Here is a 22,096-nt window from a genome sequence, read left to right on the forward strand (position 1 = left end):
CCGCTCGCTGCCTGGGCCGTCGGATGAACAGGCGTAGGAAACGAGCGTAGGCGGTCAGCCAAAACCGCGCATTTTAACCTGCTTTTATATGGCTGATTAATCTTTGTTCAGCTAAGCACGGAACAAAAGGAAATAACGGGCGCCGCGAGCGGGCGCCCGGAGGCTTACGGAGTGCAGGTTGGCTGGGCGGCGGGCGTGGCGGGCTTCTGCAGGCCGCTGACATCGGCGGCTACGCCGGGCGCGCGGGGCATCAGCGAGCGGGCGCGGGTCAGGGCGGTGGTGGCGCCGTTGACGTCGCCCTTGGCCAGGGCCTCGCGGCTGCGCTCCAGATAGGCGTCGGCCAGGCGCTTGCGGCGCTCGGCGAGCTGGGTGGCGTCTTCCTGTTCGGAGCCCAGCGCGAGCTGCGCGGATTCCAGACGGCCGGCGGCCAGTTCGGTTTCGAAGCCACTGCTGTTGGCCGGATTGCTCGCGGTGCTCTGGCAGGCTGTCAGGGCCAGCGCCAGGGCCATCAGCGAGAACAGGCGGATGACGAACGACTTCATGCGTCAGGGTCTCTTTTGATCAAAAAATCGCCAAATTCTACACCGTCCGGCGCGGCAGGACAAAGCTCAGCAGGAACAGGGCCGCCGCGCTGACCACGATGGAGGGGCCGGCGGGAGTGTCCTTGAACCAGGACAGCGAGAGTCCGGCGCACACCGCCACCAGGCCGATCAGACTCGCGCCGAAAGCCATCTGTTCGGGGCTGCGAGCATGCCGCTGGGCGGCGGCGGCGGGAATGATCAGCAGCGAGGTGATCAACAGCACGCCGACGATCTTCATGGCCACGGCGATGACGATGGCGATCAGCAGCATCAGCGCCAGGCGGATGGCAGTTACAGGCAGGCCTTCGACCCGCGCCAGTTCCTCGTGCACGGTGATCGCCAGCAGCGGGCGCCACAGCCAGCAGATCAGCCCCAGCACCAGGGCGCTGCCGGCGACTATCCACAGCAGGTCGGTCTGGCTGACGGCAAGCAGGTCGCCGAACAGGTAGGCCATCAGGTCGACGCGTACTTCCTTCATGAAGCTCAGCGTCACCAGGCCCAGCGACAGCGTGCTGTGGGCGAGGATGCCGAGCAGGGTGTCGGCGGCCAGCGGCTGGCGCTGCTGCAGGGTGACCAGCAGCACGGCGAGCAGCACGCAGCCGACGGTCACCGCGAGCGTCGGGCTGACGTCCAGCAGGAAGCCGAGGGCGACGCCCAGCAGGGCGGCGTGGGAGAGGGTGTCGCCGAAATAGGCCATGCGCCGCCAGACGACGAACGAACCCAGGGGCCCGGCGACCACCGCCAGGGCCAGCCCGGCGAGGAGGGCGTTGAGCAGGAAATCAGCCATGGTTGCAGTCGGGGCCGTGCTGGTGGACCGGAGTGAAGCGCGTGCCGGCGGGGAAGGCGGGTTTCACCACCTCGCCGTGCAGGTCGTGGGAATGGTCGTGATGGTGGTGATAGACCGCGAGGCTGCGGGCGTCCTGGCCGAACAGCTCGACGAAGGCCGGGTCGCCGCTGACCTGTTCCGGATGCCCGGAGCAGCAGACGTGGCGGTTCAGGCAGACCACCTTGTCGGTGGCGCTCATCACCAGGTGCAGGTCGTGGGAGACCATCAGCACACCGCAGCCGAGGCGGTCGCGCAGGCGGCCGATCAGGCGGTACAGCTCGGCTTGCCCGGCGACGTCGACGCCCTGCACGGGTTCGTCGAGCACCAGCAGTTCCGGCTTGCGCAGCAGGGCGCGGGCCAGCAGCACGCGCTGCAGCTCGCCGCCGGAAACGCTTTGCAGCGGCTTGTCGATCACGTGGGCTGCGCCGACTTCCTTCAGCGCATCGAGCGCCTGGGTGCGCTGCACGCCGGGTACCAGGCGAAGGAAGCGGAAGACGGTGAGCGGCAGGGTCGGGTCGACGTGAAGCTTCTGCGGCATGTAGCCGATGGACAGCTTCGGTGCGCGCCAGACGCTGCCGGTGTCGGGCTTGAGCAGGCCGAGCACGCTGCGCACCAGGGTCGTCTTGCCGGCGCCGTTGGGGCCGATCAGGGTGACGATCTCGCCGGGAGCGATGGTCAGGTCGACATTCTGCAGCACCGCCTGGCCGCCGTAGCTGACGCCGACGCCTTGCAGGCGGATCAGGGCGTCGCTCATCACGCCTCCCGCTGGCCGGGGACGCAGGCGCCGCAGAGACCGACGATCTCGACGGTCTGGGTTTCCACGGCGAAGCCGACGCCCTTGGCCCCAGCGACGATGGCTTCGCTGATGGCCGGTTGTTCCAGCTCGATGGCGGTGTGGCAGGCGCGGCAGATCAGGAACTGGCCTTCGTGGGCGTGTTCCGGATGGGCGCAGCCGATGAAGGCGTTGAGCGAGGCGATGCGGTGCACCAGGCCGTTTTCCAGGAGGAAGTCCAGCGCGCGGTAGACCGTCGGCGGCGCCGCCTTGCGGCCGTCTTCCTCGCTCAGCACGGCGAGGATGTCGTAGGCGCCCAGCGGCTTATGGCTCGCCCAGACCAGCTCCAGCACACGCCGGCGCAGCTCGGTCAGGCGTACGCCCTGGCGCGCGCACAGCGCGTCGGCGTCGGCCAGGGCGCTGGCCACGCAGTTGGCGTGGTCGTGCGGGCGGCAGGCGAGGGGAGTCTTGGGGGCAATCTTGTACATGCGCGGCGACGCTCGGATTCAGAGACGTTATTATATTACTCTTTCATGTCTCCCCTGTGTGAGTGCCGCCGTGTCCTTCCGTCCCGTCGCCCTGCTGACCGCCTGCTGCGCGCTGCTGCTCAGCCTCCCCGTGCGTGCCGAGGTCAGCGTGCTGACCAGCATCAAGCCGCTGCAACTGATCGCCGCCGCCATCCAGGACGGCGAAGGGACGCCGGACGTGCTGCTGCCGCCGGGCGCCTCGCCGCACAGCTATTCGCTGCGCCCTTCGGACATCCGCCGTGTGCGCGATGCGCAGCTGTTCTACTGGGTCGGCCCGGACCTGGAGAACTTCCTGCCCAAGGTGCTGGATAGCCGCAAGGGCCCGAGCGTGGCGCTGCAGGACCAGGCCGGTATGCACCTGCGCAAGTTCGCCGACTTCAGTGAGTCCAACCACCCGGACCATGACGATCACGATCATGACGACCTTGGCCATGATCACGACCATCGTCCCGGCATGATCGACGCCCACCTCTGGCTGCTGCCGGCCAACGCCCAGGTGATCGCCGCGCGCATGGCCGAGGACCTGGCCATCGCCGACCCGACCAATGCCAGCCGCTACCAGGCCAACCTCAAGGCCTTCGATGAGCGCATGGAGACGCTGAATACTCGCCTGAAGCAGCGCATCGATCCGCTCAAGGGCAAGCCGTTCTTCGTCTTCCACGAGGCGTTCGACTACTTCGAGGAGGCCTACGGCCTGCGTCATGCCGGGGTATTTGCTGTTTCCGCCGACGTCCAGCCGGGTGCCCGCCACGTCGCTGCCATGCGCACGCAACTGCAGAAGGCGGGCCCGTCCTGCATCTTCAGCGAACCGCCGATCCGCCCGCGCCTGGCCGATACCCTGGGCCAAGGCCTGCCGGTGCGCCTGGCCGAGCTGGACGACCTGGGTGTGGGGGTGAAGGTGGATGCCCAGGGGTACGAGAATCTGCTGGGCAATCTGGTGGATGAGTTTGCGGGGTGTCTGGAGAAGCTTTGATCAGGGCTTTCCAGGATATTCCTCGGCCTCGGATTTCCCTCTCCCCCGCCCTCTCCCTGAAGGGAGAGGGAGCCGTCCGGCATGTTTGAATACATCAGAGTTAGCCGGAGAAAACCGAACTTGCCGCCTGCTCAGGACAGTCCCCTCTCCCTTCAGGGAGAGGGCTAGGGAGAGGGTGCAACCGTCCGCACTCATACCTTCCCGTAGAATCCCACTGCCGCGCCTGATCGTCGCACCATCCTTGCCAGAGACTCCCCCTCCCGATTAGCCCGCAACTTCCCGCCAATCGTCGGCTACATGGCTCATTTGCTGCGCCTTCCGCTCAACCGTCTATCGTCTGAAGGTGGAGGCGTCAGGCACTAGATATTGATGTCGATCAGTCTTTCGTGCCTACATATTGGGTCTACTCGCGCTTCTTTGCGCCCTGCCACCCAACCGACAGGAGGTTATTTCTCGGATGGCCAAGACCGATGCGCGCCCTCGCGGCGCCGACCAAGGAGTTCTCGCCCTGCAACCTGCCTCGCAGGACATCTGGGACAGCAAGTACCGCCTGAAACACAAGAGCGGCAAACCCATCGACGGCAGCGTCGACGAGACCTGGCAGCGCGTCGCCCGCGCCCTGGCCGACGTCGAGGCCAACAAAGCCCTGCGCGAGCACTGGTATGAGCGCTTCCTCTGGGCATTGCGCAACGGCGCCATCCCGGCCGGGCGGATCATCTCCAACGCCGGCGCCCAGGGGCACAAGCCGGCCACCTCGACCATCAACTGCACCGTGTCCGGGATCATCCGCGACTCCATGGACGACATCCTGGAGAAGGTCCACGAGGCCGGCCTGACCCTGAAGGCCGGCTGCGGCATCGGCTACGAATTCAGCACCCTGCGCCCGCGCGGCGCCTACGTCTCCGGCGCCGGCGCGCACACCAGCGGGCCACTGTCGTTCATGGATATCTACGACAAGATGTGCTTCACCGTCAGCTCCGCCGGCGGGCGGCGCGGCGCGCAGATGGGCACCTTCGACGTCAGCCATCCAGATGTGCGCGAATTCATCCGCGCCAAGCGTGAAGACGGTCGCCTGCGTCAGTTCAACCTCAGCCTGCTGATCACCGACGGATTCATGAACGCGGTGGAGGACGACGAGGACTGGCCGCTGATCTTCCCGATCCACCAGAAGGAACGAGACGAAGTCGACCTGGAGAATGCCGACGAAGTGATCTGGCGCGACTGGCCCGTGCACGATCAATACCTGCTCGGTGACGACGGCCGCGTGGCCTGCAAGGTCTATGGCCGAGTCAAGGCTCGGCACCTGTGGGACATGATCATGGTGTCCACCTACGACTACGCCGAGCCGGGCTTCATCCTGATCGACCGGGTCAACGAGATGAACAACAACTGGTGGTGCGAGGCGATCCGCGCCACCAACCCCTGCGGCGAGCAGCCGCTGCCACCCTACGGCTCCTGCCTGCTGGGCTCGGTGAACCTGACCAGCTTCGTGGTCGATGCCTTCGGCGGCAACGCGCGCTTCGACTGGGAGCGTTATCGCGAAGTGGTCCGGGTGTTCACTCGCATGCTCGACAACGTAGTGGAGATCAACGGCCTGCCGCTGGAACAGCAGCGCGCGGAGATCCTCGGCAAGCGTCGTCATGGCATGGGCTTCCTCGGTCTGGGCTCGGCGCTGACCCTGCTCAAGCTGCGCTACGGCAGCCCGGAAGCCTGCGTGTTCACCGAGGAAGTGGCGCGCGAGATGGCGCTGGTCGGCTGGGAAGTCGCGCTGGAGCTGTCTCGCGAGAAAGGCCCGGCGCCGGCACTGGCCAAGGAGTACGACGTTACCGCCGAGATGCTGCGCAAGCGTCCGGAAATGAAGGCCGACGGAATCAAGGTCGGCGACAAGGTGGCGGGCCGCGTCCTGCACGCCAAGTACTCGCGCTATATGCAGCGCGTCGCCGAGCACGCGCCGCAGTTGATCGAGGCGCTGGCCGAGCACGGCGCGCGCTTCACTCACCACAGCTCCATCGCGCCCACCGGCACCATCAGCCTGAGCCTGGCCAACAACGCCTCCAACGGCATCGAGCCGAGCTTCGCCCACCATTACTCGCGCAACCTGATCCGCCCTGGCCGCAAGACCAAGGAGAAGATCTCGGTCTTCAGCTACGAACTGCTGGCCTACCGCGACCAGGTGGACCACCACGCCGTACCGGGTGCCGAGGAAGAGAAGCACCGTCTGCCGGACTACTTCATCACCGCCGACGACATCACCCCGCAGCAGCACGTGGACATCCAGGCCGCCGCGCAGAAGTGGATCGATTCCTCGATCTCCAAGACCGCCAACGTCCCCACCGACTACCCGTTCGAGGACTTCAAGGACATCTACCTCTACGCCTGGCGCCAGGGCCTGAAGGGCTGCACCACCTTCCGCTTCAACCCGGCGGCCTTCCAGGGCGTGCTGGTGAAGGAGTCGGACCTGGAGAAAACGGTGTACCGCTTCGAGCTGGAAGACGGCAGCGTGGTCGAGCTCAAGGGCAACGAGGAAGTGGAGTACGACGGTGAGATCCATACCGCCGCCAACCTTTTCGATGCCCTGAAAGAAGGCTATTACGGCAAGTACTGATACCCCTGGAGAGAGTTATGAGCGTCAAGATCAACCAGAAGATCAAAGGCTTCCAGGTGGTGGACGTGGCCGAGGAAAAGGCCCGCGTGGAAGCCGCCGCGGCGGCCGCCGTGGTGAAGATGGATGAAACCCTGCAGCGGCCGGAATTGCTGGTAGGCGCGACCTACAAGATCAAGTCGCCGCTGTTCGAACATGCGCTGTACGTGACCATCAATGACGTGGTGCTCAACCCCGACACCCCGTACGAGCAGCGCCGGCCCTTCGAGATCTTCATCAACTCGAAGAACATGGACCACTTCCAGTGGATCGTCGCGCTCACCCGGATCATGTCCGCGGTGTTCCGCAAGGGTGGTGATTGCACCTTCCTGGTGGAGGAGATGAAGGCGGTGTTCGACCCGCGCGGTGGCTACCTCAAGCGCGGCGGCATCTATATGCCGTCGATCGTCGCCGAGATCGGCGCCGTGGTGGAGCGCCACCTGGTCGCCATCGGCCTGATGGAAGGCCCGCAGCTGGACGAGGAGCAGCGCCTGTATCTCGCCGAGAAGCGCGCCGCTTACGAAGCCGCCCAGGGCACCAACAAGGCCGAACCCGGCGAAGGCTTCCCCGCCGGTGCGCAGCTGTGCGGCAAGTGCAACACCATGGCCGTGGTGCAGATGGATGGCTGCGCAACGTGCCTGAACTGCGGGCATTCGAAGTGCGGGTGAGCCCGCTCAAAACGCATGCGTTTTGAAGGGCGAACGCCCGGCCATGGATGGCCGGGTCGTGGCTGAACTTCAGCAGAGGGACTCCGACAGCGATGCCAGCCCCTCGCCCGAGCGTCACGCCCGCTCGCATCGCCCCGTGAGTGAACGGCCAGCGCCCTGCCATGGCAGGGCGTTGGCCGCTCAGGCAGAGGCGTGCCGCTAGAGCCGAATCACCAGCTTGCCAAGCACCTGGTTGTTTTCCATCAGCCGATGAGCCTGGGGCACTTCGTCGAACTCCATGGTCATCGCGCGGAGCGACGGGATGTGTCGGCCGAGCATCTGGTGGGCTATCCACGCCAGCGGTGCGTCATCCAACGGCAAGGCTGGAGTACCCAGCAGATGGCTGGAGAAGAAGCTGAGGCGAATGGAACCGGGCAAGTCTTGCATGGGGTTGAAATTCTCCAGCAGCGGTGCGCCGCCGAGAAGTCCTATTACGCTCATCGCGCCAAGTGGGCGAATCGCCTTTGCGGTCTCAAGCAAGGTCGCCCCCCCGACGACATCGAGGGCAGCATCGACCCCGATGGGCAACATCTCGCGGATCTTCGGGGCAATCTGTCCCACGTCGAGCAGTGCCTCGTCGGCACCGGCCTCGGTCAGTCGCGGCAGATGCCCCTCGGTGCGCGTGGTGGCGAAGACATTCAGGCCCAGCGCCTTGGCATAGGTGACCGCCGCCAGCCCCACCGATGAGGTAGCGCCGCGTACCAGCAGCGTCTGGCCCGGTTGCACATTCAGGCTGTGCTTGAAAGCACCCCACACGGTGAGGAAAGCTTGCGGTAGCGTCGCCAGTTCCTCCCAGGGCAGTGGCAAACCGTCCAGCGACATGACGTTGCTGCGTTTCACCACGACGACTTCCGCATAGCTGCCGGTACGATCGAACTGCATGCCGCCCATGGCGGTGGCCACACGTTGGCCACTGCGGAAGGTGCCGGATGCGTCGTGAATCACTTCGCCAACGGCCTCGATGCCGGGTACGCGGGGCGAGGTGATTTCGCCCATCTTGCCAGCGCGCAGATACAGCTCGGCGCGGTTTAGGCCAAAGGCTTTCACGCGGATGAGGACTTCGTCGGCTTTCGCTTCCGGGGCCGGAATATCGCGCAGTTGCAGGACTTCGGGACCGCCGGGTTGTTCGATGACATAGGCTTTCATGGAGTGGTTTCCTTCGGGTGGGAGGCTGGTTGGCCAGCGACGACTCCACTTTCTGCTACTCGTATTCGAGCCGGTAGATCGCCAGGTGATAGTCTTCCTCTCAATATCGAGAGGGAGTCGCCATGGATCTGAATGCCGTCCGCATGTTCGTCAGCGTGGTGCAGAGCGGTAGCCTGTCGGCGGCTGCGGCCCGCCTGGAGATTCCCTTGCCGACGCTGAGCCGGCGCGTGCGCGAACTGGAGCGCGAGTTGCGCGTGCAATTGCTGGAGCGCTCGGCGCGCGGCACGCACCTGACCGATGCCGGGACGCGGCTCTACGAGTTCGCCAGCCGCGGTGTGGAGGCGCTGGGCGAAGCCGAGCGGGCGGTGCTTAGTGATCAGGTGCTGTTGCGCGGCCGTCTGCGCCTCTCGCTACCGCCGGCGTTCGAGCCGTGGTGGGAGTTGCTCGGTGAGTTCCAGAAGCGCTATCCGGGCGTGCACCTGCAGATATTCACCACGGAGCGACGCGTCGACCTGATCGAGGACGGCGTCGACGTGGCGTTGCGGGTGGGCGCCGTCGAACACGAGTCGATGGTGGCGCGGCATCTGCTCAACTACCGCCACCTGCTGGTGGCCAGTCCCGAGCTGATCGAGCGCCTGGGCGCGCCGGAAGTGCCGGACGACCTGCACCGCTTCCCCTGCGCGATCTGGTCCCAGGGCGCCAATGCGCGCACGGCATGGCGGCTCGGCGAACAGAGTCTGCGGCCGGATGCGCTGCTCGCGAGCAACGATTACGCACATCTGCGCAGCCGTGCGCTGGCCGGTGAAGTCGTGACGGAGTTGCCACCCTTCCTGGCCAGGGCGGGGCTGGACGATGGGCGGCTGGTGCCGGTGCTGGCGGATTTCCCGCTGCCGGAGCAGCGGATCAACCTGCTGTATCCGTCGCACCGGCATCCTTCGGCGATTGTGCGTGCCTACCTGGATTTCTGTCGGGAATATCTCAATGTCCTGGCGCTACTCTGACTGCGCCTACAGCGCAAAAGGCAAGTGGATGTCCACTTTCTGCCGGTTCGCCAGGCGTCGCTCGAATTCGCCCGGGTCATGGATCAGCACGTCCTGTCCGGCGAAGGCTTCGGCGGCAATCAGGCGCGACAGCCAGAAACGCACGCACGCCACCCGCAGCATCTCCGGCCACAGTTCGGCTTCCAGCGCGGTGAATGGCCGCTTGGTCGCATAGGCCGCCAGCAGGGCGCGGGCGCGTGGGCCGTCGAGGGTGCCATCGTCGTTGGAGCACCAGTCGTTCACGGTGATCGCCAGGTCGTAGAGCATCCAGCCGGAGCTGGCGTTATAGAAGTCGATCACCCCTGCCAGGTGCGGGCCATCGAACAGCACGTTGTCGCGGAACAGGTCGGCGTGCAGGTTGGCGCGCGGCAGCGCCGGCTGCTCGGCAAGCAGGCGGGCGATTTCTTCCAGGGCATCGCCCAGCAGGGTCGCGGCACCGCCGGAGAGATGCGACTGCATCGTCTCGCCTTCATGCAGCATCCAGCTCAGGCCGCGGTCGCTGGGGCGTTCGATGATTCGCTCGCGGGTTGCCAGGTGCAGGCGGGCCAGCAGGTTGCCGACTTCCTGGCAGTGATGGTTGTTCGGCGATCGCTCATGGCGGCCTGCCAGGCGCGGTTGTAGCAGCGCCGGCTTGCCTTCGAGTTGGCGCAGGGCTTCGCCGTCTTTCGTGCGCAGCGCATAGGGCACCGGCAGGTCGGCTTCGTGCAGCACGTCCAGCAGTTCGATGAAGAACGGCAAGTCCTGCACCGGACCACGCTCCACCAGGGTCAGGACGAATTCGCCCTGCTCCAGGCTGACGAAGAAATTGCTGTTCTCCGATCCTTCGGCAATGCCGCGGAAGTCGCGCAGGCGACCGAGGCCGTAGGGCGCGAGGAAGTCTTCGAGAACCGGACGGTCCAGAGGCGTGAATACCGACATGCTCAATCCTCTGGAGCGTCGTGGAGGGGAAGATTTACCAGCTGAAGATCTGCCACTGCGGAATCAGCTTGTCGGGCTGGTCCGAGCGGATGAAGTTGCCATCGCTGCCGTCCTGGCGCACCAGGAAGTACGGCTTGCCGTGCTTGGGGATGACCTTGATGGCGTAGAGGAATCCGTTCACGCGGTATTCCTGGATGGTCTTGTCGCCCTCCTGGCGGATGGTCACATCCGGTTCCGGCGTCGGGGCGTCGTCCGCCGCCATGACGGATGTCGCGCCAAGACCCAGTAGAGCGGCGAGCAACAGGCGGTTCAACGTACGCATGATAACCTTGTCCCTTTGTCGAATTGGCTACGGACATTTTAGCCCGAGCCCTTCTGAAAAGGTTGATTCCCCTCATGAGCCAAGCACCTCTCGTCCTCGTGGACGGCTCGTCCTACCTGTATCGCGCCTTCCACGCCTTGCCGCCGCTGATGACCTCCACCGGCATGCCGACCGGCGCGGTGAAGGGCGTGCTGAACATGCTCAAGAGCCTGCGCAAGCAGTACCCGGACAGCCCGTTCGCGGTGGTCTTCGATGCCAAGGGCGGGACCTTCCGCGATGAGATGTTTGCCGAATACAAGGCCAATCGCCCCTCGATGCCGGACGACCTGCGCGTGCAGGTGGAGCCGCTCCACGCCACCGTGCGCGCCCTGGGCCTGCCACTGCTCTGCGTGGAGGGCGTGGAAGCCGATGACGTGATCGGTACCCTGGCCCGCCAGAGCGCGGCCGGAGGCCGGGCGGTGGTGATCTCCACCGGTGACAAGGACATGGCACAGCTGGTCGACGGGCACATTACGCTGGTCAACACCATGACCGGTAGCACGCTCGACGTGGATGGCGTGAAGGAGAAATTCGGTGTCGGTCCTGAGCTGATCATCGATTACCTGGCGTTGATGGGCGACAAGGTCGACAACATCCCCGGCGTGCCCGGCGTCGGCGAAAAGACTGCGCTGGGCCTGCTTACCGGCGTGGGTGGCGGCCTCGATGTGCTCTACGCCAGCCTGAACAAGGTGCCCGAGCTGCCAATCCGCGGCGCCAAGGGCCTGCCGGCCAAGCTCGAAGAGCACAAGGACATGGCCTACCTGTCCTACAAGCTCGCCACCATCAAGTGCGATGTCGAACTGAATATCGAGATCGATGCCCTGCACCCCGGCGAGCCGGACCGCGAGGCGCTGACCGAGCTGTATCGCACCCTGGAGTTCAAGACCGGGCTGGACGACCTGCAACGCCAGGCGGCCAAGGCCGGAAGCCCGCAGCTGGCGCTGGAAGAGGCCCCGGCTGCGGCGGAGGAGAAGCGCTACGAGATCGTCCTGGAGCAGACTCAGTTCGACGCCTGGCTGAAGAAGCTGGAAGCCGCCGACCTGATCGCCTTCGACACCGAGACCACCAGCCTCGACCCGCAACAGGCGCAGGTGGTGGGCGTGTCCTTCGCGGTCAAGGAAGGCGAAGCCGCCTACGTACCGCTGGCGCACAGCTATATGGGCGTGCCGGCGCAACTGGACCGCGACGCCGTGCTCAAGGCACTCAAGCCGCTGCTGGAAGACCCGAAGAAGCGCAAGGTCGGCCAGCACGCCAAGTACGACATGAACGTCCTGGCCAACGCCTCGACGCCTATCGCCGTGCAGGGCATTGCCTACGACACCATGCTCGAATCCTACGTGCTGGACTCCACCGCGACCCGCCACGACATGGACAGCCTGGCGCTGAAGTACCTCGGCCACAGCACCATCCGCTTCGAGGACATCGCCGGCAAGGGCGCCAAGCAGCTGACCTTCGACCAGATCGCCCTGGAGCAGGCCGGCCCGTACGCCGCCGAAGACGCCGACGTGACCCTGCGCCTGCACCAGACCCTGTGGCAGAAGCTGGAAGCCATTCCGTCGCTGGCCAAGGTCCTGACCGAGATCGAAATGCCGCTGGTACCGGTGCTGGCGCGTATCGAGCGCAACGGCGCGCTGGTCGACGCCAACCTGCTGGGCAAGCAGAGCGTCGAGCTGGGCGAGAAGATGGTCGAGCTGCAGCGCCAGTCCTTCGACCTGGCAGGCGAGGAGTTCAACCTCGGCTCGCCCAAGCAACTGGGCGCCATTCTTTATGAAAAGCTGGGCCTGCCGGTGCTGTCGAAGACTGCCACCGGCCAGCCGTCCACCGCCGAGAATGTCCTCGCCGAGCTAGCCGAGCAGGATTACGAGCTGCCCAAGGTAATCATGCAGTACCGCTCGCTGAGCAAGCTCAAGAGCACCTACACCGACAAGCTGCCGGACCAGATCAACCCGCGCACCGGGCGTATCCACACCAGCTACCACCAGGCGGTGGCGGCCACCGGCCGGTTGTCCTCCAGTGACCCGAACCTGCAGAACATCCCGATCCGCACCGCCGAAGGCCGGCGCATCCGCCAGGCCTTCGTCGCACCCAAGGGCTACAAGCTGCTGGCGGCGGACTACTCGCAGATCGAACTGCGCATCATGGCCCACCTGGCCAAGGACGAAGGTCTGCTGGACGCCTTCCGCCACGACCGCGACGTGCACCGCGCCACCGCCGCCGAGGTCTTCGGCGTGCCGCTGGATGACGTGAGCTCCGATCAGCGCCGTAGCGCCAAGGCGATCAACTTCGGCCTGATCTACGGCATGAGCGCCTTCGGCCTGGCCAAGCAGATCGGCGTCGAGCGCAAGGAGGCCCAGGCCTACATCGACCGCTACTTCGCGCGCTATCCGGGCGTGCTGGCCTATATGGAGCGCACCCGCGCCCAGGCCGCCGAGCAGGGCTTCGTCGAGACGCTGTTCGGTCGCCGCCTGTACCTGCCGGAAATCGCCTCGAAGAACGGCGCCATGCGCAAGGCCGCCGAACGCACCGCGATCAACGCGCCGATGCAGGGCACCGCGGCGGACATCATGAAACGCGCCATGGTGGCTGTGGATAACTGGTTGCAGGAGAGCGGCATCGACGCCCGCGTCATCCTCCAGGTCCACGACGAACTGGTGCTGGAAGTGCACGAGGACCTGGTCGATCAGGTCCGTGATGCCATTCGGCCGCTGATGAGCGGAGCGGCGCAGCTGGACGTACCGCTGGTCGTCGAAGCCGGGGTGGGGGCGAACTGGGACGAGGCCCACTGATCGACTTGACGAACGGTCAGAGGGCCCATCAGCCGGGCCTTCTGACGTAGCGGCAAAGGACTTTTCAGGGCGCCGCGAAAAAATCTTTTGTGACCCGCTGAACTTTCCCGCTGGGAGCCGAGTCAGAACTCGTGAATGGCTGGTGAAGCCCTTCGATGCTCCTTTGCAGTGTTTAGTGTTGGCAGATTACTGGACCCCGCCCTAGCGGTCCGGACTTAAACCCCGAACTTCCCCCTCCCCATACGAAGCTCGGGGTTTTTTTTGCCTGCGATTTGGCCTCAGGCCTCCTCGCCGGCCTCCTCTTCTTCCTCATCCAGCAGCCCCAGCCAGCCGGCCAGGACCAACTGCGCCTCTTCCACGCCCTGGCGCTTGGGCGCCGAGAACAGCTGAAGGGTGGCGACATCGCCCCAGCCGTCGAGGATTTCCTTGCGGGTCTTGAGCAGCGCGTTTTTCGCCGCGCCGTAGGCCAGCTTGTCGGCCTTGGTCAGCAGCACGTGGATCGGCAACTGGCTGGCCTGCGCCCAGTCGAGCATCAGGCGGTCGAAGTCGGTCAGCGGATGACGGATATCCATCATCAGCACCACGCCGGCTAGCGCATTGCGGCTGGAGAGATAAGCTTCCAGGTGCTGCTGCCAGTGCAGCTTCAGCGGGATCGGCACCTTGGCGTAGCCGTAGCCAGGCAGGTCGACCAGGCGGCGTTCGTCGTCCAGGCGGAAGAAGTTCAGCAGCTGGGTGCGGCCGGGGGTCTTGGAGGTTCGCGCCAGGTTCGCGTGGGTCAGCGCGTTCAACGCGCTGGACTTGCCCGCGTTGGAGCGGCCGGCGAAGGCGACTTCCAGTCCGGAGTCTTCCGGGCACTGGTTCACCTTGGCGGCGGAAATGAGGAAAGTGGCCTGTTGGCAGAGGCCGAGAATCGGGTTTTTCGTAGCGTTCTTCGAGGACATGGGTAACTTCGCAGCGGGTGCGACGCGGTGTCGCGGGGGGCGGTTTCGTTTCCGTTTGGGCATCGGAAGTATATAATGCCGCGGATTTTGTGTGCGCTTTATCCCCCAGGGTCGAGCCACACGGGAACGTTGAAGTCCGCGCAAACAAGAACGTGGATGTTCCCTGCGATGAGGATAATCATGAAGAAACTGCTGTTCGCAGCCATCGTTGCCGCGCTGGCATCCAGCGCCCTGGCGGCCCAGGATCCGGAAGCCGTTTTCAACAGAGCCTGTGGCGCCTGCCACAATGGTCAGTTGCCAATGGCGCCGAAGAAGGGCGACGCCACCGCTTGGAAGCCACGCCTGGACAAGGGCATGGATACGCTGGTGCAACATGTGACCAACGGTTTCAACGCGATGCCGCCTCGCGGCCTGTGCACCGACTGCAGCGCCGAGGATTACCAGACAATTATCCAGTGGATGTCGAAGTAACTTCCCAGGCCTTACTCTTTCACCCTTAGCCGTTATTGGATTAGCTGATGAACAAATTGATCGTGAGTCTGCTGTTGACCCTGGGTCTTGTCGGTGTGGCGCACGCCGCTGGCGATGCCAAGGCCGGTCAGGCGAAAGCTGCTGTCTGTGGTGCCTGCCACGGTGCCGATGGCAACAGCATGGCGCCCAACTTCCCGAAACTGGCCGGGCAGGGTGAGCGTTACCTGCTCAAGCAGATGCACGACATCAAGGACGGCAAGCGTACCGTGCTGGAAATGACCGGCCTGCTGACCAATCTGAGTGATCAGGACCTGGCAGACATCGCCGCCTACTTCTCCAGCCAGAACGGCAGCATCGGCGCCGCCGATCCCAAGCTGGTCGCCCAGGGCGAAGCCCTGTTCCGTGGCGGCAAGCTGGCCGACGGCATGCCGGCCTGCACCGGTTGCCACAACCCCAGCGGCCTGGGCAACGCCGAAGCCGGCTTCCCGCACCTGGGTGGCCAGCACGCGGCCTACACCGCCAAGCAGCTGACCGCTTTCCGCGAAGGCGAGCGCACCAACGACGGCGACGCCATGATCATGCGCAGCATCGCCGCCAAGCTGTCCAACAAGGACATCGCCGCGATCTCCAGCTACATCGAAGGCCTGCACTAAGCAGCCGAACCGGCGGAAATCGACGGAATGAAAAAAGGGTGGCTTCGGCTGCCCTTTTTTATATCCGACGCCACTACAATGCTGGAACCGTGTCTGGCCCCTCCGGTCAAACCGCTTCATCCCGCCGCGCCCGCGCTCGGCGGACCCGCTCAGCCAAGGAGTGAACCATGCGTAACCTGATTTTCACCGCCGCGCTTGCCTTCGCCGGCCTGTTCGCCCTCAACGCGAACGCTGCCGATTTCGAAGCTGGCAAGAACTACACCGAGCTGAGCCAGGCCGTGCCTGTTTCCCAGCCGGGCAAGATCGAGGTGGTGGAGCTGTTCTGGTACGGTTGCCCGCATTGCTATGCCTTCGAACCCACCATCAATCCGTGGATTGAGAAGCTGCCGGCCGACGTGCACTTCGTGCGTATCCCGGCCATGTTCGGCGGTCTGTGGAACATCCACGGCCAGCTGTTCCTGACCCTGGAATCCATGGGTGTCGAGACGAAGGTCCACCACGCGATCTTCGAGAAGCTGCACAACAACCCGAAGGCGCTGACCACTCCGGAAGAAATGGCTGACTTCGTCGCCGAGCAGGGCGTCGACAAGGACAAGTTCCTCAGCACCTTCAACTCGTTCGCCATCAAGGGCCAGATCGAGAAGGCCAAGAAACTGGCGATGTCCTATCAGATCAGCGGCGTGCCGACCCTGGTGGTCAATGGCAAATACCGCTTCGACATCGGTTCGGCCGGCAGTCCGGAACAGGCGCTGCAGCTGGCTGACCAGCTGATCGCCAAGGAACGCGCCGACGCCAAGGCTGCTCAGTAAGGTCCGACGAGCATGCTGCGCCGGCGGACTCGTGAACGTGTCGCGGAGGCCTGCAGTCCGCGGGTGAACACCGCCCACGGCGCCTCCACCGGTTTGCCCGAAGACGGCCGGCTGCGGCTGCTCAGCTTCAACATCCAGGTTGGCATCAGTACCGAACGGTACCGACACTACCTGACCCGCGGTTGGCAGCACCTGCTGCCCGCCGCCGGGCGCGCCAACAACCTGCAGCGCATCGGTGAACTGCTCGCCGACTACGACGTGGTCGCCCTGCAGGAAGCCGATGGCGGGAGCATCCGCTCCGGCAATATCAACCAGGTCGAACACCTGGCCCAGCTCGGTGCCTTCCCCTACTGGTACCAGCAGCTCAACCGCAATCTCGGGCGCATCGCCCAGCACAGCAACGGCCTGCTCAGCCGCCTGCAACCCGCCGCCCTGGAAGACCATCCTCTGCCCGGCCCGCCCGGCCGCGGCGCGATCCTCATGCGCTTCGGCGAAGGCAAGGACGCGCTTGCGGTGGTGATGATGCACCTGGCCCTCGGCGCCCGTACGCGGACCCGCCAGCTCGCCTATATCCGCGAGCTGCTGCAGGACTACCGCCACCATGTGCTGATGGGCGACATGAACACCCATGCCACCGACCTGCTGGAAAGCTCGCCCTTGCGCGACCTCCGGCTGATTGCCCCGCAGGTCGAGGCCACCTTCCCCAGCTGGCGCCCGCAGCGCTGCCTGGACCACATCCTGCTCAGCTCCGAGCTGGCGCTGGAACGCGTCAGTGTCCTCCCGCACCCGATTTCCGACCACCTGCCCGTGGCCGTGGAAATCCGCCTGCCGGATGCCCTGCGTTCGTCCTCGTCGCTCGCCTTGTGCGACGAGGCCCCTGAATGAGTCGCGACGACGACCAACGCTGGAAGCAGAAGTACCTGGACAGCCTCGAGCAGCAGGAAAAGCTCGAGCGGCGCTGGGACGCGCGGGTCGATCTGTTGCGCCGCGGGTTGGTGCGCAGCAGCCTCGCCGCCGAAGGCAGCGACAAGGCGGTGGACGCCTGCATGCAGGAGCTGCGTGAAGTCCTGCGGCGCGACGAGATGGACGCCGGCCTTGCGCGGCTCATCCCGCAGCTGGAGAAGGCCGTGCTCGACTCCGAGCAGCGCCGACAGCAACGCATCGAACAGAACATCGCCGCGCTCAGCCAGCTGTCCCAGCAACTGCTGGCCCTGGACGTGCCGGGCGAAGTGCGCAAGCCGCTCAAGCGCCTGGCCAAGGACATTCCCAGCCGCGCCAGTACCTCGCGTGAGCTGCCGGCGCTGCTCAGTGAGCTGAGCCGCCTGCAGCGTGGGGTGCTGGAGCATTTCGGCAGCGCCGCTGCGGAACAGCGGCCCGGTTTCCTGCAACGGCTCTTCGGCGGTCGCGACAATGCGACCACGGAGCTCGGCCCGGCCTCTGTCACCGAGGTGCCGAGTGTGCAGGTCTCGGCTGGCGAAACGGCCGTGGCGGCACTGGCGTTGCCGGAACATCCGGCGCCTGCCGAACTCCAGCTGGCACCGGCGGTGAAATCCGAACCGGCGATGGAGTCCGCACCTGCGGTGGATGCGGTTGTGGCGCTGGCGGAAGCGATTGCCCCGCCGCATGCCGCGCCCGTGGTGATTGCGCAGGACAGCGCGCGGCAGCCGGGCGCTCAGACCGCGCCGACGATGATGGCCGAGTCCCTGTCGGCGTTGGCGCCAGTCGCCACGCCTGCCGCGAACAGCGATCCCGCTTTGCTCGATAGCCTGCCGGTGCCACCGGGCCTGTTCGGCACGCCGGAAGAGGCGCGCCAGGCCAACGATCCCTACGCGCTGCCGGCGCGTCCGGAGCCCGGGTACAGCGCGGTGGCGCCGCACATCGAGGCGAGCCTGCTGCACCTGCTGGACGAGATGCACCTGCCGCTCACCCACCAGCCGCAGGCCGAGGCGCTGCGCTCGCGCATCCACGGTAGCCTGAACTGGTACGAACTGGTGCCCGTGCTGGACGACCTGGCGGTGCTCGTTCTGTCGCTCAACGACAGCGGCCAGCGCGAATTCGAAGGCTACCTGCATCAGCTCAACGCGCGCCTGGGAGCCTTCCTCGACGGCCTGCAAGCGGTGCACGAGAACCACGCCGGTTCCAGCTCCAGTGCCCGCGACCTCGACGACACCTTGCGCGAACAGGTCAGCGGTCTGAAGGAGAGCGTGCTCGAGGCCACCGACCTGGAAGGCCTCAAGCGCAACGTGGAAAGCCGCCTGCAAGGGTTGGTGGGCACCATGGACCGCTTCCGCGAGGAGCGCGAAGCCCGCGAGCGTGAAGTGGGCGAGCGCATCCAGTCGCTGATGACCCGCGTCTCCAGCATGGAGGAAGAAGCCCGCAGCTTCCAGGCGAACATCGAGGATCAGCGCCAGAAGGCCATGACCGATGCGCTGACCGGGCTGCCCAACCGCGCAGCGCTGAGCGAACGCCTGGAGCTGGAGGTGTCGCGCTGGCAGCGCTACGGCGGCGACCTGCTGCTGGCGGTGCTGGACGTCGATCACTTCAAGCGCATCAACGACGACTTCGGCCATCTGGCCGGCGACAAGGTGCTGAAGATCATCGCCAACGAGCTGGCCAAGCGTGTGCGCAAGACCGATTTCATCGCCCGCTATGGCGGCGAGGAGTTCGTTGTCCTGCTGCCCGCCACACCGCTGGAAGGCGGGCAGCAATTGCTCGACGTCCTGCGCGGTGCCATCGAAGCCTGCCCGTTTCACTTCAAGGGCGAACGCCTGAGCATCACCTGCTCGGCGGGCCTGACGGCTTTCCGCGAAGGCGAGCGCGCCGAGACCGTCTTCGAGCGTGCCGACCAGGCGCTGTATCGTGCCAAGCGCGGTGGGCGCAACCGTCTCGAAGTCGACTGATCGCGTTGCTCCTACAGGAAAACGCTTCCGTTCTGACCGGAAATTCTTGACGAACGAAAGCACATAGGTTTTGATTCGCACAATTATCTTTCGAATCGAAACTTAATCGTCCATGTCGAAACGCAATACGCCGCAACGCCGCCACGACATCCTGGCGCTGCTCGCCGATCAGGGCGAGGTCAGCGTGGACGATCTTGCCCGCCGCTTCGCCACCTCCGAGGTGACCATCCGCAAGGACCTGGCCGCCCTGGAAGGCAACGGCCTGCTGCTGCGCCGCTACGGTGGCGCGGTGCCGATGCCCCATGAGCTGATTGCCGAGCCGAGCCAGCCGCTGTCGCGCTACAAGCAGGCCATCGGCAAGGCAGCCGCTGCCTGCATCCGTGAGCACGCGCGGATCATCATCGACAGCGGCAGCACCACCGCCGCGCTGATCCCGGAGCTGGGCCGCAAGCCCGGCCTGGTGGTGATGACCAACTCGCTGAGCGTCGCCAACGCCCTGCGCGAATTGGAGCGCGAGCCGGTGCTGCTGATGACCGGTGGCACCTGGGACCCGCACTCCGAGTCGTTCCAGGGGCAGGTGGCCGAACAGGTGCTGCGCTCCTACGATTTCGATCAGTTGTTCATCGGCGCAACCGGACTCGATCTGGCGCGCGGGACCACGACGTTCAACGAACTGCTGGGGCTGAGCCGGGTCATGGCCGAGGTCGCCCGCGAGGTGATCGTCATGGCCGAGGCTGACAAGCTGGGCCGGCGCATCCCCAACCTGGAACTGCCATGGAGCAGCGTCCAGACCCTCATTACCGACGAACGCCTGAGTGACGAGGCGTTCGACCTGATCCAGGCGCGTGGCGTGAAAGTGATCCGCGCCCGCTGCGAAGACTGAAGGAGAACACAGCCATGTGTGGAATCGTAGGCGCGATCGCCGAACGCAACATCACCCCGATCCTCGTTGAAGGCCTCAAGCGCCTGGAATACCGCGGCTACGATAGCGCCGGGGTGGCGGTGATCGACACCAATGGCACGCTGGAACGCCGCCGTCGCGCGGGCAAGGTCTCCAGCCTGGAGCAAGCCATCGAGGAGCAGCCGCTGCTTGGCCGCCTGGGCATCGCCCACGTTCGCTGGGCCACCCATGGCGCGCCCACCGAGGCCAACGCCCACCCACACTTCTCCCGCGGCGAAGTGGCGGTGGTACACAACGGCATCATCGAGAACTATGAAAGCCTGCGCGAGATGCTCAAGGCGCGTGGCTATGAGTTCACCTCGCAGACCGACACCGAAGTCATCGCCCACCTGCTGCACCTGCGCCTGACCGAGCTGGGCGATCTGACGATCGCGCTCAAGGCCGTGGTGAAGGAACTGCACGGCGCCTATGGCCTGGCGGTGATCAGCAGCAAGCAGCCCGATCGCATCCTCGCCGCCCGCAGCGGCAGCCCGCTGGTGGTGGGCCTGGGCCACGGCGAGAACTTCCTCGCTTCCGATCAACTGGCGCTGCGCCAGGTCACCGACCGCTTCATCTACCTGGAAGAAGGCGACATCGCTGAAATCCGCCGCGACGGCCTGCAGTTGTGGGACGTGAACGGCAATCCGGTGCAGCGCGAGGAAGTGCGCTACCACGAAGGCGCCGAGGCGGCCGACAAGGGCGGCTACCGCCACTTCATGCTCAAGGAGATCCACGAGCAGCCCGCCGTGGTGCAGCGCACCCTGGAAGGCCGCCTGGGTGACGGACAGGTGCTGGTGGACAACTTCGGGCCGCAGGCCCGCGAGCTGCTGGCCAAGGTGCGCACCGTGCAGATCGTCGCCTGCGGCACCAGCTACCACGCCGGCATGGTCGCCCGTTACTGGCTGGAGAGCCTGACCGGCATTCCTTGCCAGGTCGAGGTGGCCAGCGAGTTCCGCTACCGCAAGGTTGCGGTGCACCCGGATTCCCTGTTCGTCACCATCTCCCAGTCCGGCGAGACCGCCGACACCCTGGCCGCGCTGCGCTATGCCAAGGAATTGGGCTTCCTGTCGAGCCTGGCGATCTGCAACGTTGGCACCAGCTCGCTGGTGCGCGAATCGGACATGACCCTGCTGACCAACGCCGGCCCGGAAATCGGCGTGGCGTCCACCAAGGCCTTCACCACCCAACTGGTGGCCCTGCTGCTGCTGACCCTGGGGATCGGCCAGGTGCAGAAGCGCCTGGGCGATGGCGTCGAGGCCGAGCTGGTGGGCGAGCTGCGCCGCCTGCCGACCCACCTGGAAGAAGCACTGGCGATGGACAAGGTGGTGGAGAAAGTCAGCGAGCTGTTCGCCGAGAAGCACCACACCCTGTTCCTCGGTCGCGGTGCGCAGTACCCGGTGGCGATGGAAGGCGCGCTGAAGCTCAAGGAAATCTCCTATATCCACGCCGAAGCCTACCCGGCTGGCGAACTGAAGCACGGCCCGCTGGCGCTGGTCGATGCCGACATGCCGGTGGTTACCGTGGCGCCGAACAACGAACTGCTGGAGAAGCTCAAGTCCAACCTGCAGGAAGTGCGCGCCCGTGGCGGCGAGCTGGTGGTCTTCGCCGAAGGCGGCACCGGCATCGCCAATGGCGAGGGCACCCACGTGGTGGGCATGCCGGCGATCCATGACAGCCTGGCGCCGATTCTCTACACCGTGCCGCTGCAGTTGCTGTCCTACTACGTCGCCGTGCTCAAGGGCACTGACGTCGACCAGCCGCGCAATCTCGCGAAATCCGTCACGGTGGAATAAGCGCGCAGGCGCAACGAGAAAGGTCCCTTCGGGGGCCTTTTTTCGTTTCAGGGCGCGGGAATTCGGGAGTAGAGGCGAGGGGAAGATCAACATTCCCCCGGTGCCTGCACGTCCGGGGGTGTGGACGGGGCACCGAGGCCAGGCGGCTTGAGCCGCTACACGAGGGGAATGGAAATCGACCTTGTCTTGTGGACAAGGTCGGGCTCCTGCCCTGCGAGGGGTACCTGACAAGTCTCCCGCAGGGCCGGGAGCGGGCCAACGATAGAAGCTGGCTAGTGGCCGGTCAATCAGAAACGACAAACGCGCGTTCA

At 65.4% G+C, this 22,096-nt stretch carries 20 protein-coding genes; 12 read left to right on the top strand and 8 right to left on the bottom strand.

Annotated features, from left to right (window positions below):
• Positions 1–164: 164 nt before the first annotated feature.
• The 4 genes from JVX91_RS06210 to zur are packed head-to-tail and all read right to left on the bottom strand — an operon-like array spanning position 165 to position 2,667.
• A complete protein-coding gene (locus tag JVX91_RS06210) occupies positions 165–542 on the bottom strand; it encodes a hypothetical protein (RefSeq protein ID WP_205338475.1) in 378 nt (125 codons plus the stop codon).
• 37 nt (positions 543–579) lie between these two features.
• Entirely contained in the window at positions 580–1,368 is a 789-nt protein-coding gene (znuB, locus tag JVX91_RS06215; RefSeq protein ID WP_017521234.1) for a zinc ABC transporter permease subunit ZnuB, read from the bottom strand.
• Positions 1,361–2,161, bottom strand: coding sequence for a zinc ABC transporter ATP-binding protein ZnuC (gene znuC, locus JVX91_RS06220; protein WP_205338476.1), 801 nt, complete (start codon positions 2,159–2,161; stop codon positions 1,361–1,363). Before znuC ends, znuB begins: the two co-directional genes overlap by 8 nt.
• The gene (gene zur / locus JVX91_RS06225; protein WP_205338477.1) at positions 2,161–2,667 is read right to left on the bottom strand and encodes a zinc uptake transcriptional repressor Zur; all 507 of its coding nucleotides are present in this window, start codon (positions 2,665–2,667) and stop codon (positions 2,161–2,163) included. Before zur ends, znuC begins: the two co-directional genes overlap by 1 nt.
• 70 nt (positions 2,668–2,737) lie before the next feature.
• Between zur and znuA the strand changes: the two genes are divergently transcribed.
• From znuA to JVX91_RS06240, 3 genes are all read left to right on the top strand, one after another.
• Complete coding sequence (gene znuA / locus JVX91_RS06230; RefSeq protein ID WP_205338478.1) at positions 2,738–3,679, top strand: zinc ABC transporter substrate-binding protein ZnuA; 942 nt, start codon at positions 2,738–2,740, stop codon at positions 3,677–3,679.
• 457 nt (positions 3,680–4,136) lie between these two features.
• The gene (locus tag JVX91_RS06235) at positions 4,137–6,284 is read left to right on the top strand and encodes an adenosylcobalamin-dependent ribonucleoside-diphosphate reductase (RefSeq protein WP_205338479.1); all 2,148 of its coding nucleotides are present in this window, start codon (positions 4,137–4,139) and stop codon (positions 6,282–6,284) included.
• Positions 6,285–6,301: 17 nt separating this feature from the next.
• Positions 6,302–6,988: an NrdJb gene (locus tag JVX91_RS06240; protein WP_017521239.1), complete on the top strand. Its 687-nt coding sequence runs from the start codon at positions 6,302–6,304 to the stop codon at positions 6,986–6,988.
• Positions 6,989–7,186: 198 nt separating this feature from the next.
• Here the strand turns inward: JVX91_RS06240 and JVX91_RS06245 are convergent, their stop codons facing one another.
• A complete protein-coding gene (locus JVX91_RS06245) occupies positions 7,187–8,173 on the bottom strand; it encodes a zinc-binding dehydrogenase (RefSeq protein WP_205338480.1) in 987 nt (328 codons plus the stop codon).
• Positions 8,174–8,295: 122 nt separating this feature from the next.
• Here JVX91_RS06245 and JVX91_RS06250 point away from each other — a divergent pair, with 122 nt between their 5' ends.
• On the top strand, positions 8,296–9,174 hold the full coding sequence (locus JVX91_RS06250) for a LysR family transcriptional regulator (RefSeq protein WP_205338481.1): 879 nt from the start codon (positions 8,296–8,298) through the stop codon (positions 9,172–9,174).
• 6 nt (positions 9,175–9,180) lie between these two features.
• Here JVX91_RS06250 and JVX91_RS06255 read toward each other — a convergent pair whose 3' ends face one another.
• Together JVX91_RS06255 and JVX91_RS06260 are read right to left on the bottom strand one after the other, a co-directional pair.
• Positions 9,181–10,131 (bottom strand): homoserine kinase, encoded by a 951-nt coding sequence (locus tag JVX91_RS06255; RefSeq protein WP_205338482.1) that lies wholly within the window; start codon positions 10,129–10,131, stop codon positions 9,181–9,183.
• 34 nt (positions 10,132–10,165) lie between these two features.
• Positions 10,166–10,453, bottom strand: a complete 288-nt coding sequence (locus JVX91_RS06260; protein ID WP_205338483.1) for a DUF2782 domain-containing protein — start codon at positions 10,451–10,453, stop codon at positions 10,166–10,168.
• A gap of 74 nt (positions 10,454–10,527) precedes the next feature.
• Here JVX91_RS06260 and polA point away from each other — a divergent pair, with 74 nt between their 5' ends.
• Positions 10,528–13,278 (top strand): DNA polymerase I, encoded by a 2,751-nt coding sequence (polA, locus tag JVX91_RS06265; protein ID WP_205338484.1) that lies wholly within the window; start codon positions 10,528–10,530, stop codon positions 13,276–13,278.
• 278 nt (positions 13,279–13,556) lie between these two features.
• On the opposite strand, the gene yihA is transcribed toward polA, so the two are convergent.
• Positions 13,557–14,219 carry a ribosome biogenesis GTP-binding protein YihA/YsxC gene (gene yihA, locus JVX91_RS06270; RefSeq protein WP_169935173.1) on the bottom strand — a complete coding sequence of 221 codons (663 nt, stop codon included), beginning with the start codon at positions 14,217–14,219 and terminating at the stop codon, positions 13,557–13,559.
• 180 nt (positions 14,220–14,399) lie between these two features.
• Between yihA and JVX91_RS06275 the strand changes: the two genes are divergently transcribed.
• The 7 genes from JVX91_RS06275 to glmS all read left to right on the top strand — a co-directional run bounded on the left by JVX91_RS06275 (position 14,400) and on the right by glmS (position 21,785).
• Positions 14,400–14,690, top strand: coding sequence for a c-type cytochrome (locus JVX91_RS06275; RefSeq protein ID WP_024766806.1), 291 nt, complete (start codon positions 14,400–14,402; stop codon positions 14,688–14,690).
• 47 nt (positions 14,691–14,737) lie between these two features.
• Complete coding sequence (locus JVX91_RS06280) at positions 14,738–15,343, top strand: c-type cytochrome (RefSeq protein WP_205338485.1); 606 nt, start codon at positions 14,738–14,740, stop codon at positions 15,341–15,343.
• Between the two features lie 167 nt (positions 15,344–15,510).
• Positions 15,511–16,152, top strand: a complete 642-nt coding sequence (locus tag JVX91_RS06285) for a thiol:disulfide interchange protein DsbA/DsbL (RefSeq protein ID WP_205338486.1) — start codon at positions 15,511–15,513, stop codon at positions 16,150–16,152.
• A 12-nt stretch (positions 16,153–16,164) separates the two neighbouring features.
• Entirely contained in the window at positions 16,165–17,037 is an 873-nt protein-coding gene (locus JVX91_RS06290; RefSeq protein ID WP_205338487.1) for an endonuclease/exonuclease/phosphatase family protein, read from the top strand.
• Positions 17,034–19,052 carry a GGDEF domain-containing protein gene (locus JVX91_RS06295; protein WP_205338488.1) on the top strand — a complete coding sequence of 673 codons (2,019 nt, stop codon included), beginning with the start codon at positions 17,034–17,036 and terminating at the stop codon, positions 19,050–19,052. The genes JVX91_RS06290 and JVX91_RS06295 overlap by 4 nt, the downstream gene beginning before the upstream one ends.
• A gap of 112 nt (positions 19,053–19,164) precedes the next feature.
• A complete protein-coding gene (locus JVX91_RS06300) occupies positions 19,165–19,935 on the top strand; it encodes a DeoR family transcriptional regulator (protein ID WP_205338489.1) in 771 nt (256 codons plus the stop codon).
• Positions 19,936–19,949: 14 nt separating this feature from the next.
• Positions 19,950–21,785, top strand: coding sequence for a glutamine--fructose-6-phosphate transaminase (isomerizing) (glmS, locus tag JVX91_RS06305; protein WP_205338490.1), 1,836 nt, complete (start codon positions 19,950–19,952; stop codon positions 21,783–21,785).
• Positions 21,786–22,096 lie beyond the last annotated feature (311 nt).

Origin of the sequence: Pseudomonas sp. PDNC002 (genome assembly GCF_016919445.1) — a bacterium.
In the GTDB taxonomy this organism is placed as follows: Bacteria; Pseudomonadota; Gammaproteobacteria; order Pseudomonadales; family Pseudomonadaceae; genus Pseudomonas.

Excerpts from the sequence above, each read along its gene's own strand:
- zur (WP_205338477.1), bottom strand. The coding sequence starts at position 2,667 with ATGTACAAGATTGCCCCCAAGACTCCCCTCGCCTGCCGCCCGCACGAC.
- glmS (WP_205338490.1), top strand. The coding sequence starts at position 19,950 with ATGTGTGGAATCGTAGGCGCGATCGCCGAACGCAACATCACCCCGATC.
- JVX91_RS06255 (WP_205338482.1), bottom strand. The coding sequence starts at position 10,131 with ATGTCGGTATTCACGCCTCTGGACCGTCCGGTTCTCGAAGACTTCCTC.
- JVX91_RS06290 (WP_205338487.1), top strand. The coding sequence starts at position 16,165 with ATGCTGCGCCGGCGGACTCGTGAACGTGTCGCGGAGGCCTGCAGTCCG.
- JVX91_RS06295 (WP_205338488.1), top strand. The coding sequence starts at position 17,034 with ATGAGTCGCGACGACGACCAACGCTGGAAGCAGAAGTACCTGGACAGC.
- JVX91_RS06300 (WP_205338489.1), top strand. The coding sequence starts at position 19,165 with ATGTCGAAACGCAATACGCCGCAACGCCGCCACGACATCCTGGCGCTG.
- JVX91_RS06240 (WP_017521239.1), top strand. The coding sequence starts at position 6,302 with ATGAGCGTCAAGATCAACCAGAAGATCAAAGGCTTCCAGGTGGTGGAC.
- JVX91_RS06235 (WP_205338479.1), top strand. The coding sequence starts at position 4,137 with ATGGCCAAGACCGATGCGCGCCCTCGCGGCGCCGACCAAGGAGTTCTC.
- JVX91_RS06245 (WP_205338480.1), bottom strand. The coding sequence starts at position 8,173 with ATGAAAGCCTATGTCATCGAACAACCCGGCGGTCCCGAAGTCCTGCAA.
- znuB (WP_017521234.1), bottom strand. The coding sequence starts at position 1,368 with ATGGCTGATTTCCTGCTCAACGCCCTCCTCGCCGGGCTGGCCCTGGCG.
- polA (WP_205338484.1), top strand. The coding sequence starts at position 10,528 with ATGAGCCAAGCACCTCTCGTCCTCGTGGACGGCTCGTCCTACCTGTAT.
- JVX91_RS06285 (WP_205338486.1), top strand. The coding sequence starts at position 15,511 with ATGCGTAACCTGATTTTCACCGCCGCGCTTGCCTTCGCCGGCCTGTTC.
- JVX91_RS06275 (WP_024766806.1), top strand. The coding sequence starts at position 14,400 with ATGAAGAAACTGCTGTTCGCAGCCATCGTTGCCGCGCTGGCATCCAGC.
- znuC (WP_205338476.1), bottom strand. The coding sequence starts at position 2,161 with ATGAGCGACGCCCTGATCCGCCTGCAAGGCGTCGGCGTCAGCTACGGC.
- JVX91_RS06260 (WP_205338483.1), bottom strand. The coding sequence starts at position 10,453 with ATGCGTACGTTGAACCGCCTGTTGCTCGCCGCTCTACTGGGTCTTGGC.
- JVX91_RS06250 (WP_205338481.1), top strand. The coding sequence starts at position 8,296 with ATGGATCTGAATGCCGTCCGCATGTTCGTCAGCGTGGTGCAGAGCGGT.
- yihA (WP_169935173.1), bottom strand. The coding sequence starts at position 14,219 with ATGTCCTCGAAGAACGCTACGAAAAACCCGATTCTCGGCCTCTGCCAA.
- JVX91_RS06280 (WP_205338485.1), top strand. The coding sequence starts at position 14,738 with ATGAACAAATTGATCGTGAGTCTGCTGTTGACCCTGGGTCTTGTCGGT.
- JVX91_RS06210 (WP_205338475.1), bottom strand. The coding sequence starts at position 542 with ATGAAGTCGTTCGTCATCCGCCTGTTCTCGCTGATGGCCCTGGCGCTG.